Genomic DNA, 13,859 nt, shown 5'->3' on the forward strand with positions numbered 1-13,859 from the left:
CCGGGCGCGGCGCCCGGCAAACCTGGATGAGGAACCGAATTAAAGATGGCCCAAGTAATTGTTTCTGTAACATTGGCGGCAAGCGCCGAACGCGTGTGGGATTTTATCGGTGGCTTCCAGTCGCTGAATGAATGGTCGAGCTCCATCAAGACTAGCCTGTCCGAGCACGGCGGCCGCGTGCGCCGCCTGAAAACCACGGACGGCGCCATCATCGCCGAACGCCTGCAAAGCTACAGCGAGGCGGACAAGAGCTACACCTACACCATCGTCTCGGGCCCGATCCCCGTCAAGAACTACCGTTCTACCCTGCGCGTCACGGGCGAACCGGGTGGCGCTTCTTGCGTGGCGGAATGGTCGAGCGAATTCGACGCGGCCGAAGGCGTGGAAGAAGTCATGGTGGGCGCATTTCAACACCTGTATGAAACGGCGTTCGTCGACCTCAAACGCATCATGGCGATTTGAATGAAAAACACCGGCCAAGGCCGGTGTTTTTCATGGTGCCTAGCGTTTTACTTTGCCAAACGCCTCGCCCTTGTTCCAAGTAGGCAAGTTCTTGTCGTTCGCCACTTCGTAACCGAGGTTCAAGGTGAACTGCGCCTGCTGCACCATGCCGGACAAGTCCCACGACGGGTTGTACTCGTCGGTGACCTGGTGGTAGTCCTTTTTAAACGCCACCAGGCGTTCGCCCGACGCTTTCGGCTCCTGGACGAAGTCGAACGAGCCATCGCCGGAAAACACGGCCGAGCCCACGTTGAAGGCGGGCACGCCAGCCTTGGCGAAGGCAAAATGGTCGGCCCGGTAAAACGCGCCGGACAGGTCGGGGATGGTCGGCGCCAGTCGCAGGCCCATGCGCTTGGCCACCTTGGCGGCGCTCGCGTACAGGCTGCTGCGCTCGGCGCCGGCCACGCCGATATCGTGCGTCTTGCCGACAAAATTCATGCTGTCGAGGTTCAGGTCGGCGGCCGTCTTGGCCAGTGGCCACAGGGGCTTGCGCGTATAGGCCGTGCTGCCCAGCATGCCCGTTTCTTCGCCGGCCGGCCACAGGAATATCTGCGTGCGGCGCGCCGGCTGTTTCACGGCCACTTGCGCCATGGCCAGCAGGGCCGCCGCGCCCGAGGCGTTGTCGATGGCGCCGTTGTAGATATGGTCGCTTTGCCCGGCGCGCTGGCTGCCTTCGTCATCCTTGCCCAGGTGGTCCCAGTGGGCCGAGTAGATGACGGCTTCATCCTTCAGCTTCGGGTCCGTGCCCGGTACGATGCCGGCCACGTTGAATTGCTCGATGCTGCGGATCTGGCTGTTCAGTGCCACCTTGACCGTCGCGTTCAGGGCCACGGGGCGGAATGCGCGCGTTTCCGCCTGCGCGCGCAAGGCGTCCAGGTCCTGTCCGCCGGCCTGGAACAACGCGCGTACCATGTCTTCCTGCAGCCAGCCTTCCATCGCATTGCCCGCGCCAGCCAGGTTGAAGCGCTCATGGCCGAAACCGTTGGCCGGCACTGACCACGGATACGACGCCGATGCCGTCGTGTGTATCAGCAGCACGCCAGCCGCGCCCTGGCGCAGCGCTTCCTCGTACTTGTAGACCCAGCGCCCGTACCAGGTCAGCGACTTGCCGGCAAAGCGGTTCGGTTCGGCGGCGGTCGGCTGCGGGTCGTTGACCATCATGATGACCAGTTTCCCCTTTAAGTCGGCACCCTTGAAATCGTCCCAGTTCTCTTCCGGGGCGCGGATGCCGTAGCCGGCAAACACGACGGGCGCGTCGAACGCCACTGTCTGCTGACCATTCGCCGCGCCAAAGACGATGTCCTGGCCGAAGGCGGGAGACAAGGTCTTGCCGCCCGCGCTGAAGGTGACTTTACTCGATGGCAAGGCCTTGCTGCCGACGATGGTCAGCGCCTGGCGATACGTGCCATCCTTCAACGGTTGCAGGCCGGCCACGGCCGCCTGCGTTTCCAGGTAGCGCACGGCCAGGTCGCCGCCGCGCTGGCCCGTGCCGCGTCCTTCCAGCAAATCGTCGGCCAGGAAGGACAGATGGGCGCGCAGGGGCGCCTCGGCCACGAGCGGCTGGGCGAGGGTAGCCGTGCTGAACAGGCTGGCGGCGAGGACGAGGGGAAAGCGCATGACAACTCCAAAAGTGAATACGGGAAAGCAAAGCAGCGGCAATCTTACTCTACCGCAATGCTCCAGCGTAGCGCGCGGCGTGCGTGCGCCATTGCGGCCACAATGGCTGCTGGTCCAACGACAAGGAGCGTTCCATGGCACCCCCTGACTTGCAATCGAGCAACACCCTGCGTACCGCCGACGGCACATTGATCCACTACAAGGACTGGGGCAGCGGCCCGCCCGTCGTCTTCAGCCACGGCTGGCCCTTGTCGTCCGACGCGTGGGAAGACCAGATGTTTTATCTGGCCTCGCGCGGCTACCGCGTCATCGCGCACGACCGGCGCGGCCATGGCCGCTCCAGCCAGCCGTTCGGCGGCAACGATATGGATACCTATGCCGACGACCTGGCCGCGCTGATCGCCGCGCTGGACTTGACGGGCGCCACCCTCGTCGGCCACTCGACGGGCGGCGGCGAGGTGGCGCGCTACATCGGCCGCCATGGCACCGGGCGCCTGGCAGGCGCCGTTCTCGTGGGCGCCGTGCCGCCATTGATGCTGCAGACGCCGGACAATCCGCTGGGCTTGCCGTTGTCCGCGTTTGACGCCATCCGCGCCGGCGTGCAGGCTGACCGCAGCCAATTCTTCCGCGACCTGAGCGAGGCGTTCTATGGCTACAACCGGCCCGATGCGAAGCCCTCGCAGGGCGTGCGCGATGGTTTCTGGCGGCAAGGCATGCAGGCGGGCATGCCGGCGTCTTACCTGTGCATCAAGCAGTTTTCCGAGACGGATTTCACCGGCGACCTGGCCAAATTCGACGTGCCGACCCTGGTGATCCATGGCGACGACGACCAGATCGTACCGATCGCCGCCTCGGCGCGGCGCACTGCCGAGCTCATCATCGGCAGCAAGCTGCTCGTGTATGCGGGCGCGCCGCACGGCCTGGCGACGACGCACAAGGATAGGCTGAACGAGGACTTGCTGGAATTTTTGCGCCACTCGGTCGATGCGGCAAGGAATATCGAGGCACACCTGTAAAACCGGCATATCCATTGCAAAACACATAATATTGTTTGATTTTTGCACCAATTGCGTGCGGATCGCCGATTTTTCTGCGTTTTAGAATGCAAAAAATGGCGTTCTGCCGCCTCGTTCCACCCGGTAAGGTCCAGTAAAGAGTAAACTAGCAGATACACTCTTTCGCATTGGGCGATTCGAGCGAACTTGTGAGTGATTTCATGTCTGATACACCAATTTCCTTATTTTCCGACCTTAACTTGAGCGAGCCGCTGATTCGCGCGCTCAAGGATGTCGGTTACGAAACACCGTCGCCTATCCAGGCGGCCACGATTCCATTGTTGCTCGCTAACCGCGACGTGCTGGGCCAGGCGCAAACAGGCACGGGTAAGACCGCCGCCTTCGCCTTGCCGATCCTGTCGCGCATTGATCTGAAACAAAGCTCACCCCAAGCCCTGGTCCTGGCACCGACGCGCGAACTGGCCATCCAGGTCGCCGAAGCGTTCCAGGTGTACGCTGCCCACATCCCCGGCTTCCACGTGCTGCCGATCTACGGCGGCCAAAGCTACGGCCCGCAGCTGTCGGCCCTGCGCCGCGGCGTGCACGTCATCGTCGGCACCCCAGGCCGCGTCATCGATCACCTGGACAAGGGTTCGCTCGACCTGTCCAAGCTGAAAACGCTGGTGCTCGACGAAGCCGATGAAATGTTGCGCATGGGCTTTATCGACGATGTCGAACGTATCTTGAAAGAAACCCCGGAAGGCCATCAAACGGCCCTGTTCTCGGCCACCATGCCTTCCGTCATCAAGCGCATCGCTACCACTTACCTGGTGAACCCGGCCGAAGTGACGGTTGCCGCCAAGACGGGCACGGCCGACAACATCCGCCAGCGTTACTGGCTGGTATCGGGCATGCACAAGCTCGACGCGCTGACCCGCATCCTGGAAGCGGAAGCGTTTGACGGCATGATCATCTTCGCCCGCACCAAGCTGGGCACGGAAGAGCTGGCCGGCAAGCTGCAAGCCCGTGGCTTCTCGGCTGCCGCCATCAATGGCGACATCCAGCAAGCCCAGCGCGAGCGCACGATCCAGCAGTTGAAAGACGGCAAGATCGACATCCTCGTGGCAACCGACGTGGCCGCCCGCGGCCTGGACGTCGAGCGCATCAGCCACGTCGTCAACTACGACGTGCCGCACGATCCGGAAAGCTATACCCACCGTATCGGCCGCACGGGCCGCGCCGGCCGCAGCGGCGAAGCGATCCTGTTCATCACCCCGCGTGAAAAGAACTTGTTGAAAGCCATCGAACGTTCGACCCGTCAGCCGATCGGCATGCTGGAACTGCCAACGATCCAGGCCGTCAACGACGTGCGTATCGCCAAGTTCAAGGAACAAATCAGCGAAACCCTGGCCCTGGGCGAACTGGAGCAGTTCCAGTCGCTGATCGAGGATTTCGAACGCGAGCAAAACATTCCCGCCATCGAAATCGCCGCCGCCCTGGCGAAGATGGCGCGTGGCAATACGCCGCTGCTGCTGGACAAGAACAAGGCGCGCGAGCAAGCCACGTGGCAAGACGACCGTCCTGTGCGCCAGGATCGTTTCGAACGCAATGACCGTCCGGAACGGGGCGACCGCTTCGACCGTAACGAGCGCAGCGACCGTGGCGAACGCCCGGCCTTCCCGAAAAAGGAACGCATCCAGCGTCCAGCCGACGCCGGCATGCAGACCTTCCGCATTGAGGTCGGTCATCAACATGGCGTGAAACCAGGCAATATCGTGGGCGCCATCGCCAACGAAGCGGGCATCGATTCGAAAAACATCGGCCGCATCGAAATCTATGACGACTACAGCGTCCTGGACTTGCCGGACAGCATGCCGAAAGAATTGCTGGACCAGTTGAAAACCGTGTGGGTCGCGGGCCAGCAGCTGCGCATCAGCCGTGACGGCGATGCACCGGACCTGGCGCCGCCAGCCGCGCCGCGCAAGCCGTTTGCCGCCAAGTCCGCACCAGCGTTCAAGGATGCGCCAGCGGATGCGGGCGATGCAGCAGCAGCGCCGCGCGCGCCGAAGAAGGAACGTCCACGCCCGGGCGTGACGGCGTACCGCATCGAAGTGGGCCGTGAGCACGCCGTAACGCCAAGCAATATCGTCGGCGCCATCGCCAACGAAGCGAACCTGGAAGCCAAGCATATCGGCCGTATCGATATCTTTGACAATTACAGCGTGCTGGACCTGCCGGAAGGCATGCCGCCGGAAATCCTCGACCACCTGAAATCGGTCGTCGTTTCTGGTCAGAAACTGCGCATCAGCTTGGACGATGGCACGACGGAGCGCAAGCCTGCGCCACCGCGTCCGAAGTCGCCGCCGCGCAAAACGTTCAAGTAATCCATCCCCACGGGCGCTCCGGCGCCTGTGTCGCGGATTGGAGACACATCCCCCACTGGCGCATTCGCGCCAGTTTTTATTTTCCCTCAAGAAATGTTCATGGTTGCCGCGTTATGGTTGGCGGCAGGATTCGTCATGTGCTGGCAATGGTCGCGGCTTCTTTACCTATTTTTGTCGGCGCAAACGCCATCTTTATTGCCTGGTGTAGCGATACATAATTTTTTATTAATTATTGTGTGTGCGCGCAATTTAAATTTTGCATTTCAATAAAATCAATCAAGTTGAATCAAAGTAAATTCTAAAACATAAATAAATTGGCTTTTATTAAATTGTTTGACTGGCGTCACTGTCGCCGGGGCGATATATCATGGGTGCTTGATGTGGTATATTGTTTTTATGTTTTTGTTATGCTAGTTGAAAAAAATAGAGGAGCGACGATGCGGGTCAATACGCCTATCACGCAAAATGAATACGTATTAAATGAAGGCATGACGATTGTTTCCACCACGGATTTACAGGGAAACATCAATTACGCCAATCAGTATTTCATTGAAGTCAGCGGTTTTTCAGAAATGGAACTGCTGGGTGCACCACAGAATATCCTGCGCCATCCCGATATGCCGGCCGAAGCGTTTGCCGACCTGTGGGACACGATCAAGACGGGCATGCCCTGGACCGGCATGGTCAAGAACCGCTGCAAGAATGGCGATTTTTATTGGGTCTTCGCCAATATCACGCCCGTCATCGAAAACGGCCGTCCGATCGGCTATATGTCCGTGCGCACCAAGCCCACGCGCGAGCAGATCAACGAAGCGGCAGCCCTGTATAAAAGTTTTAAGGATGGAAATACCGCCAAGCTGGCGATCCGCAATGGCCGCGTCGTGCGCCAGGGCTGGGCCGCCAAGCTGGCCGAGTGGCGCAAGCTGACTCTGTCGCAAGACCTGGCCCTGCATTGCATCGTCTTTGGCGTGGTGCTGGCCATCCTCGGCTGCGCCGTGTGGAATATCGACGGTGACACGAGCACGGCCACGCGCAGCTGGCTCAGCGGCGCTGCTGCTGCCGCCGTGGCGCTGCTGTTGTATTTCTGGGCCCATCTGCACAATTCCCTCGTCGCCCCGCTGGGCGATGCCGTCACGATGGCGCGCAAGATGGCCGGTGGCGACTTGACGGGCGTCATCGACAAGGTGCGCGACGACGACATGGGGCAATTGATGGCGGCCTTGCGCCAGACCAATATCAATCTGCACAGCATCATCGGCGATGTGCGCGCCAACTTCGAGGATATCCGCATCACCACGGCGGAGATTGCCACGGGGAACATGGACCTGTCCAGCCGCACGGAATCGCAAGCGTCCAGCCTGGAGCAGACGGCGGCCAGCATGGAAGAACTGACGTCGACCGTGCAAAACAGCGCCGACCACGTGGCCACGGCCAATGACCTGGCGGCGCAGGCGTCCACTGTTGCGGCCAAGGGCGGCACCATCGTCAGTGAAGTGGTCACCACGATGGATGAGATCAGCAGCTCGTCGCGCAAGATTCTCGACATTATCGGCCTCATCGACGGCATCGCCTTCCAGACGAATATCCTCGCCTTGAACGCGGCCGTGGAAGCGGCGCGCGCGGGCGAGCATGGCCGCGGCTTTGCCGTCGTGGCCGGCGAAGTGCGCAGCCTGGCGCAGCGCTCGGCAACGGCCGCGAAAGAGGTGAAAAACCTGATCGACCATTCGATTGCCACCGTGAACGCGGGCAGCGTGCTGACCAGCAATGCTGGTGCCACCATGGCGGAAGTGATCGCCTCGGTAGCCCGCGTGACGGAAGTGATGGACGAGATTTCCTCGACCACGCGCGAACAGAACCAGGGCATCGGCCAAGTTAACCAGGCCGTCATCCACATGGATGGCATCACGCAGCAGAATGCGGCGCTGGTGGAGCAGGCGGCCGCGGCCGCCACCAACCTGGCGCAGCGCACCGACAGCGTGGCCCAGTCGATCGGCATCTTCAAATTGAAGGCGTCGCCCAAGCGCAAGGTTGCCGGCGTGGGCCGCAGCGTGGGTACGGGCGTGGCGTCGCGCGCCTTGCTGAAGGCACGCTAAGACCATCATCCCGCCAGCGCAACGCTGGCGGGAGCTACTTCTGTACCCGGTACACTTCCCCGCTGCGCACCTTCTTCACCACCCCATCCCCGCCAAACAGAATCACATATTCTCCCTGCGCGCCCGAGGCTGCCGGGTAGCTGTACATCCACACTTCATTGCCGCTGTCGAAACGGATGGCGGTGCTGTCGCCCAGCGCGGCGCGCACCTGTTCGCGCGTGCTGCTGCCCGATTGCACCGTCTGTTCCAGCGTAGCGTAAGGCACGTTCTTGCTTGCCTGCAAGGCGCGCGTGCCGGAGCAGGCGGCCAGCAGCGCCAGCGCCAAGACACTGAGCCACTTCATGGCGCCACCTCGTCCATATAGCTAAATTCCAGCAGGGTATCGTCGGGCCAGCTCGCGTCCCACAAGGGCGCGTAATACGTGCGGTCAAGCAAGACCTGGCAATCGCAGTAGGGCAGCGAGGCGGGCGTTTGCTCGCCGCCCGCGTACAGCATCGTGAAGGGTAGCGAAACCCTGCGTTCGCCATGCACGAGGGTCACGCCGAACAGGGGGCGGTCCGTAAAGAACAGATAATTGCCGTCCGGCTCGGAACACACCTTGTCCGTGCTGTAGAGCATGCTGGACAGCCAGGCGATGATTTGCGGGTCGTTCGAGATCAGGCCCGAATCCATGCCGGCGCGGCATTCCAGGCGCAAGTCGCCCAGGCGCCGCGTTCCGGGCGGCAAGCCGGGCGTGATCACTTGCGCGCGCCAGCTCATGGTGGTGGCCTTGCGGTTGGCGATCAGCACGGCGTCTTCGCGCGCCGCTTGCGCATGGCGCACGGGGGCAAAGCTGTTATCCTCGGCCAAGGGCAGGGGGATGCTGACCGTGTCGCCGGCGATGCGCAGCTGCACGCCCGTCATGTCCACGCCGGGCTGGCGTGGCAGCAAACGAAAGCGCAGCACCGCCTGCGGCGCCAGCGCATGGTCGCGCTCGAAGCGGTCCACGCCCTGCAGCATCTTGCGGTAGGATTTGTCGACGGGGCCGCGCGTGGCGTCCACTTTCACCTGCGGCACGGGCGCGGTTTGCGCCAGCGCAACTGGGCCGTGGAGCAAGCCAACGAGCAGCAGGGAAACAGGAGTACGCATGGCTTGATGCTACGCCTTTTTGCGCGGCAGCCACGCACGGCTGGGGGCATCAGTATTCGCTGTATTTGCGCGCGTCGCCACGCACCTGCTGCGCCGGGTATTTCTGTGCGTTCAGTTCCATCTTTTCCAGGGCGGCCGCGTGCAGGTCGACGCCGCTCTTGTCGGCCAGGCGCACCAGATACATCAGCACGTCGGCCAGTTCGTGGCGGATGCCCGTGCGTTTGGCATCGTCGAGTTCTGCATCCGCGCCCGTGGGTAGCCACTGGTAGTGCTCCACCAGTTCCGCCACTTCCACGGACAGGGCCATGGCCAGGTTTTTCGGCGTGTGGAACTGATCCCAGTCGCGTTCGTCGGCAAAGGCGCGCAGGCGCGCACGGATATCAAACAGGCTGTCGGCAGGCGCGTTCATGCGGCCGCCTGCAGCGGTTTTTCCATGAAGACACTGAACGGATCGTCGGGATAGTCGCCGTACGGTCCGCGCCGCTGGTAGCCGTGGCGTGCGTACAGGGCGATCGCTTCCGGCTGGTGGATGCCCGTCTCCAGGGTCAGCAAGCGGCAGCCGCGCGCCAGCGCCTGCTCTTCCAGCAAGGCCAGCAGGCGCTTGGCCAGGCCCAGGCCGCGGCTGTCCGGGTGCACATACATGCGCTTGACCTCGCCGAATGCGGGCGTGACGACGATGGCGCCGCAGGCCCGCGCCGCGCCTGCCGCATCGCGGGCGACGGCGAACAGCAGGGTGTCCGGCGGCAAGGACGCCAGGTCCAGCGAGTAGACGCACTCGGCCGGATACAGGGTTTGTTGATATGCATCAAGCTCGGCGATCAGGGTTTGCACGTCGGCTTGCTGTGGTGATTCCAGATGAATTTGCATGGAGGAAAGCACGTTGACTGAGATTCCCCCCATGGTATCACTGCGGCCGCGCCAGGCGCATGCTCAGGCCGATGGGCGACATGACAAAACCCATCAGCTCCTGCGCCTCGCCGCCATCGGGCGTGTCGACTCCGGCGATGTCGAAGCTGCCCAGCAGCATGGCCATGGCGATCTTGATTTCCAACAAGGCCAGGTAGCGGCCCGGGCACGTGCGCAGGCCGGCGCCGAAGGGCATGGCGGCGCGCTTGTTGTTCGCCTCGCCGCTTTCGGCCAGCCAGCGTTCGGGCTGGAACGCTTGCGCGTCGGGAAAGTGCGCATCGGATACCGTGTCGTGGCGCATCACGCACCATACGAGGGTGCCGGCCGGTACGGCGATATCGCCGATCACCGTGTCGCGCAGCGCCTCGACGGGCAGGAACGGCGCCACCGGTTTCAAGCGCATGGCTTCGCTGGCACAGGCGCCCAGGTAGTCGAGGCTATCCATCTGCTCGATGGTGAAATGGGCCACGTCGGGCGCCAGGCGCCGCACTTCCTCGCGCGCCCGCGCCAGGGTGTGCGGATGGCGTTGCAGCAGGTAAATGATCCAGGACACCGTGTTGGCCGTCGTATCTTCACCGGCCAGCAGCATGGTCAGCACATTGCCGGCCACGTTGCGGTCGGTCACGCCGCTGCCTTTCAGGTCGGCGGCGGCGATCATCGCTTCGAGCAGGTTGGGCGGACGCTCGCGGCGCGCCGGGTCGCGCGCCATGCGCGTGCGCGCGTGCTGCACCAGGTCGGCCACGGCGGCGGAAAGGGCCGCCACGTCGCGGTCCAGCCGGCGGTCGACGGGCAGCTTGACGTAGCGCCAGTACGGGAACATCGACAGGCTGCGCCGCGCCACGGCGGGCAGGATGTCGTCCATGTGGCGCTGGATCACGTCTTCGCCCGCTTCCAGCGTGTTGACCTCGGTGCCGAAGGCCAGGCCGGCGATGATGTCGACCGTGTAGCGTTTCAGGTCGCCATCGAGGTCGATCGCCTGGCCTTGCGTAGCGGCAAGATGCCAGCGCCGCTGCAGGCGCTGCGCCACCGTCACCAGCGCCGGGAAGTAGGCCTTGATGGCGCCGGGCGCCATGCCGGCCATGACCATGCGACGCTGGTTGCGCCATTCCGTGCCCTCGGCCAGGAACAGGCCGGGGATGCCGCCCATTTCCTCGGACACGACGGAGCTGCTCAGGGGGCGGCGAAAACCGTCGGGCCGGTCGCGCAGCACGGCGCCGACGGCCTCGCTGTCGGCCACCACCAGCACCAGCGTGCGGCCGAACCAGGCGCGCAGGTAGGGGCCGTAGCGCCGCACCCACGCTTCCACGTCGCGGTGGATGCGCGGGAGCTTGATCTGCAGGCTGTTGCCGACGATGGGCAGGGCGAAGGGGCCAGGCAAGTGACGGATCTGGCGCAGGGCGGTGGCGGGTGCGGCGGCGTGATCGAGCGGGGGCATGGCGTACTCCAGGTGGATGGCGACAATGACCTCACTGTAGCGCGCTTGCGCGCCCGCGTCTTGAACGAATACGACATCGGGCGCGGCCGGAAATTGCCGGTACAATCGTCGCCATGCCTGCCGCCCCACCGCCCCTGACCCGCCTGATCGCGCCGCGCACCGCGCTCGCTTCCTGCGTGCGCGCCTTCCTCGTGCGCGATACCACGGGCTGCGCGCCCTTGCCACCGGCGCAGCGCCTGAACCGCTTTCCCGCCGCGCCCATGTGCAGCATCATCTGGACCGTCGCGGGCGACGTGGAAGCGGCCGCGCCGGGCCTGTCGTTGCGGGACGTGCGCATGCCGACCGCGCTGTTCGGCGGTCCCCGCTCGTATCCGCTGGTCAGCTACAACCCCGGCCCCGTGCATTCGTTTGTCGTGATGTTGTATCCGGCCGCCCTGCATGCCTTGACGCGCGTATCGATGGATGCCTTGCTGGACCAGTTTCGCCCGCTCGATGCGTTGTTCGATGCCGACTGGCTGGCCCTGTCGGACGCCGTGCTGGCCGCGCCCGACGACGCGGTCCGCGTCGGGCTGGTGGAAGATTTTCTCGCGCCGCGCTGGGCGCTGGCGCGCAAGGGCAGCGACGTGTCGGCCGGCGCCGTGCAGGACTGGGTGCGCCGCCTGGGCGTGCAGGCGGCATCGACGGGCCTGGCCAGCAGCGCGCGCAATATCGAGCGCCGCATCAAGGCATGGGCCGGCCAGCCCATGCGCACCTTGCGTCGCATGCGCCGCGCGGAACAGCTGTTCCTCGACGAGCGCGGCGCCATCCTGCAGGGCACGGCGTCCTGGTCCGACGTCGCCGCCAGCGGCGGTTACGCCGACCAGGCCCATTTTTGCCGAGAGACGCGCGAAATCACGGGGCTGAGCCCCACCGAGCTGGCGCGCGCCATCCGCGACGATGAAAGTTACTGGATCTACCGGGTGTGGAGTTAAACGGGTTTTTTACTCGGTGTAAACGACGCCTTTGCGCAAGGTCACTTCATGGTGCCCCGCGCCGGGCGCCATCATGGGGAAGCAGTTTTCTGCGCCGTGCACGCGCACGTCGAGGAAGTACGGGCCTTCGGCCGCCAGGCAAGCCGCCAGTGCCGCATCGAGCTCGTCGCGCCGGCTCACCGTGTGCGCCTGCCAGCCGAAGGCGCGCGCCAGGGCGACGAAGTCGGGCAGCGCTTCCGTGTAGCTGTGGCTGTAGCGCTCGCCGTGGTGCAGTTCCTGCCACTGGCGCACCATGCCCATGTAGCCATTGTTCGACAACACCACTTTCACGGGCAGGCGGTGCTGCACGGCCGTGGCCAGTTCCTGGATATTCATCAAGATCGACGCGTCGCCACTGACGCACACGACGCGCTTGCCCGGATGGGCGATCTGCGCGCCGATGGCGGCCGGCAAGCCATAACCCATGGTGCCGGCGCCGCCCGAGGTGAGCCAGCGGCGCGGCTGCTCGAAGCGCATGTGCTGCGCCGCCCACATCTGGTGCTGGCCCACGTCGGTGGAGACGATGGCGTCCTTGCCGTCGAGCGCCGCCTGCAGCCGTCGCATCAGCGCCTGCGGCGCGATCACCTGCGGCGTGTCGTCGAAGGCCAGCGAATCCTGCGCGCGCCAGCCATCGATGCGCTGCCACCACGGCTGGCGGTCCGCCAGCAAGCGGCCGCGCAGCTGCTCCAGCAATGCCGCCAGCACGGGTGCGCAGTCGCCGCGCAAGGCCACGTCGGCGCGCACCACCTTGCCGATCGACGCCGGGTCGATATCGACGTGGATGATTTTCGCACCGGGGCAGAAGGCATCCAGCCGGCCCGTCACCCGGTCGTCGAAGCGGGCGCCGACGCAGACGATCAGATCCGCATGGTGCATGGCCAGGTTTGCTTCCAGGGTGCCGTGCATGCCCAGCATGCCGAGGAAGGCCGGGTGCGCGGCGGGAAAGGCGCCCAGGCCCAGCAGGGTCAAGGTGCACGGCGCGGCCGCCAGTTTTACCAGTTGGCCGAAGGCGGCGCAGGCATCGAGGCCGGAATTGATGAGACCTCCGCCGCCATAGAACACGGGCTGGCGCGCGCCGGCGATCAGGCTGGCGGCCCGTTCCAGGTCGGTGCTGCAAGGCAGGGGTAGGGCGGTGGTGGTGTCGGGCGGCAGCGGCGTGTGTTCCGTCACGGGGGCCAGCTGCATATCCTTGGGGAAATCGATCAGCACGGGACCGGGCCGGCCTTGCGTGGCTTGCTTAAATGCTTCGTGCACCACGGCCGCCGTTTCCTCGGCCGTGCGGATTTGCCGGTTCCACTTGGTGACGGGGCGCGAAATGCCCAGCGCATCGCATTCCTGGAAGGCGTTCGTGCCGATGCTGGTAGTGGCCACCTGGCCGCTGATGCAGATGACGGGTATCGAATCGCACAGGGCGTCGAGCAAGCCCGTGGTGGTATTGCTCATGCCGGGGCCGGACGTGACGAAGACGACGCCGGGCCGTCCCGTGCTGCGCGCATAGCCTTCGGCCGCGTGCACGGCTGCCTGTTCGTGGCGCACCAGCACGTGGCGCAAGCGGGGTTGCGCATGCAGCGCATCGTACAGGGGCAGCACGGCGCCGCCCGGATAGCCGAAGACGGTGTCGACGCCCAGGGCCAGCAGGGTGTCGATCAGGGTACTGGCGCCGTTGCGCGGCGCAAGATCGTGGGCGGGAGCGAGGAGGGGAGCGGGATCGGGTTTCATGGCCTTATTTTCTGCCTGATGCGGCAGAAAAGGCTGCTGGTTTTCTCGTATAGAATGCAATATTCAGTAAA

At 64.2% G+C, this 13,859-nt stretch carries 12 protein-coding genes; 5 read left to right on the top strand and 7 right to left on the bottom strand.

Annotation, left to right across the window (positions count from 1 at the left end):
- The first annotated feature begins 45 nt into the window (after window positions 1-45).
- A complete protein-coding gene (locus SJI03_RS08255) occupies window positions 46-462 on the top strand; it encodes an SRPBCC family protein (RefSeq protein WP_099378575.1) in 417 nt (138 codons plus the stop codon).
- Window positions 463-501: 39 nt separating this feature from the next.
- Here SJI03_RS08255 and SJI03_RS08260 read toward each other — a convergent pair whose 3' ends face one another.
- Window positions 502-2,118, bottom strand: coding sequence for a M28 family peptidase (locus tag SJI03_RS08260; RefSeq protein WP_322426785.1), 1,617 nt, complete (start codon window positions 2,116-2,118; stop codon window positions 502-504).
- Window positions 2,119-2,252: 134 nt separating this feature from the next.
- Here SJI03_RS08260 and SJI03_RS08265 point away from each other — a divergent pair, with 134 nt between their 5' ends.
- The 3 genes from SJI03_RS08265 (at window position 2,253) to SJI03_RS08275 (ending at window position 7,590) form a co-directional block, all read left to right on the top strand.
- Window positions 2,253-3,134 carry an alpha/beta hydrolase gene (locus SJI03_RS08265; protein WP_322426786.1) on the top strand — a complete coding sequence of 294 codons (882 nt, stop codon included), beginning with the start codon at window positions 2,253-2,255 and terminating at the stop codon, window positions 3,132-3,134.
- 200 nt (window positions 3,135-3,334) lie between these two features.
- Complete coding sequence (locus tag SJI03_RS08270; protein WP_099378637.1) at window positions 3,335-5,497, top strand: DEAD/DEAH box helicase; 2,163 nt, start codon at window positions 3,335-3,337, stop codon at window positions 5,495-5,497.
- A 437-nt stretch (window positions 5,498-5,934) separates the two neighbouring features.
- Window positions 5,935-7,590 carry a PAS domain-containing methyl-accepting chemotaxis protein gene (locus SJI03_RS08275; protein ID WP_099378577.1) on the top strand — a complete coding sequence of 552 codons (1,656 nt, stop codon included), beginning with the start codon at window positions 5,935-5,937 and terminating at the stop codon, window positions 7,588-7,590.
- A gap of 34 nt (window positions 7,591-7,624) precedes the next feature.
- Here the strand turns inward: SJI03_RS08275 and bamE are convergent, their stop codons facing one another.
- Genes bamE through SJI03_RS08300 form a run of 5 tightly spaced genes read right to left on the bottom strand, consistent with a single transcriptional unit; the run spans window position 7,625 to window position 11,059 of the window.
- Window positions 7,625-7,933, bottom strand: coding sequence for an outer membrane protein assembly factor BamE domain-containing protein (gene bamE, locus SJI03_RS08280; protein ID WP_322426787.1), 309 nt, complete (start codon window positions 7,931-7,933; stop codon window positions 7,625-7,627).
- Window positions 7,930-8,718: a hypothetical protein gene (locus SJI03_RS08285; protein ID WP_322426788.1), complete on the bottom strand. Its 789-nt coding sequence runs from the start codon at window positions 8,716-8,718 to the stop codon at window positions 7,930-7,932. The genes bamE and SJI03_RS08285 overlap by 4 nt, the downstream gene beginning before the upstream one ends.
- 49 nt (window positions 8,719-8,767) lie before the next feature.
- A complete protein-coding gene (locus SJI03_RS08290; RefSeq protein WP_322426789.1) occupies window positions 8,768-9,127 on the bottom strand; it encodes a nucleotide pyrophosphohydrolase in 360 nt (119 codons plus the stop codon).
- Window positions 9,124-9,585 carry a GNAT family N-acetyltransferase gene (locus SJI03_RS08295; RefSeq protein ID WP_099378581.1) on the bottom strand — a complete coding sequence of 154 codons (462 nt, stop codon included), beginning with the start codon at window positions 9,583-9,585 and terminating at the stop codon, window positions 9,124-9,126. The genes SJI03_RS08290 and SJI03_RS08295 overlap by 4 nt, the downstream gene beginning before the upstream one ends.
- A 37-nt stretch (window positions 9,586-9,622) precedes the next feature.
- The gene (locus tag SJI03_RS08300) at window positions 9,623-11,059 is read right to left on the bottom strand and encodes a cytochrome P450 (RefSeq protein ID WP_322426790.1); all 1,437 of its coding nucleotides are present in this window, start codon (window positions 11,057-11,059) and stop codon (window positions 9,623-9,625) included.
- A 113-nt stretch (window positions 11,060-11,172) separates the two neighbouring features.
- Here SJI03_RS08300 and SJI03_RS08305 point away from each other — a divergent pair, with 113 nt between their 5' ends.
- Window positions 11,173-12,030, top strand: a complete 858-nt coding sequence (locus SJI03_RS08305) for a helix-turn-helix domain-containing protein (protein WP_322426791.1) — start codon at window positions 11,173-11,175, stop codon at window positions 12,028-12,030.
- 9 nt (window positions 12,031-12,039) lie between these two features.
- Here SJI03_RS08305 and ilvB read toward each other — a convergent pair whose 3' ends face one another.
- Window positions 12,040-13,788 (bottom strand): biosynthetic-type acetolactate synthase large subunit, encoded by a 1,749-nt coding sequence (gene ilvB / locus SJI03_RS08310; protein WP_322426792.1) that lies wholly within the window; start codon window positions 13,786-13,788, stop codon window positions 12,040-12,042.
- Window positions 13,789-13,859: the final 71 nt, after the last annotated feature.

The organism is Janthinobacterium sp. GMG1, from assembly GCF_034427795.1.
Classification (GTDB): domain Bacteria; phylum Pseudomonadota; class Gammaproteobacteria; order Burkholderiales; family Burkholderiaceae_D; genus Janthinobacterium.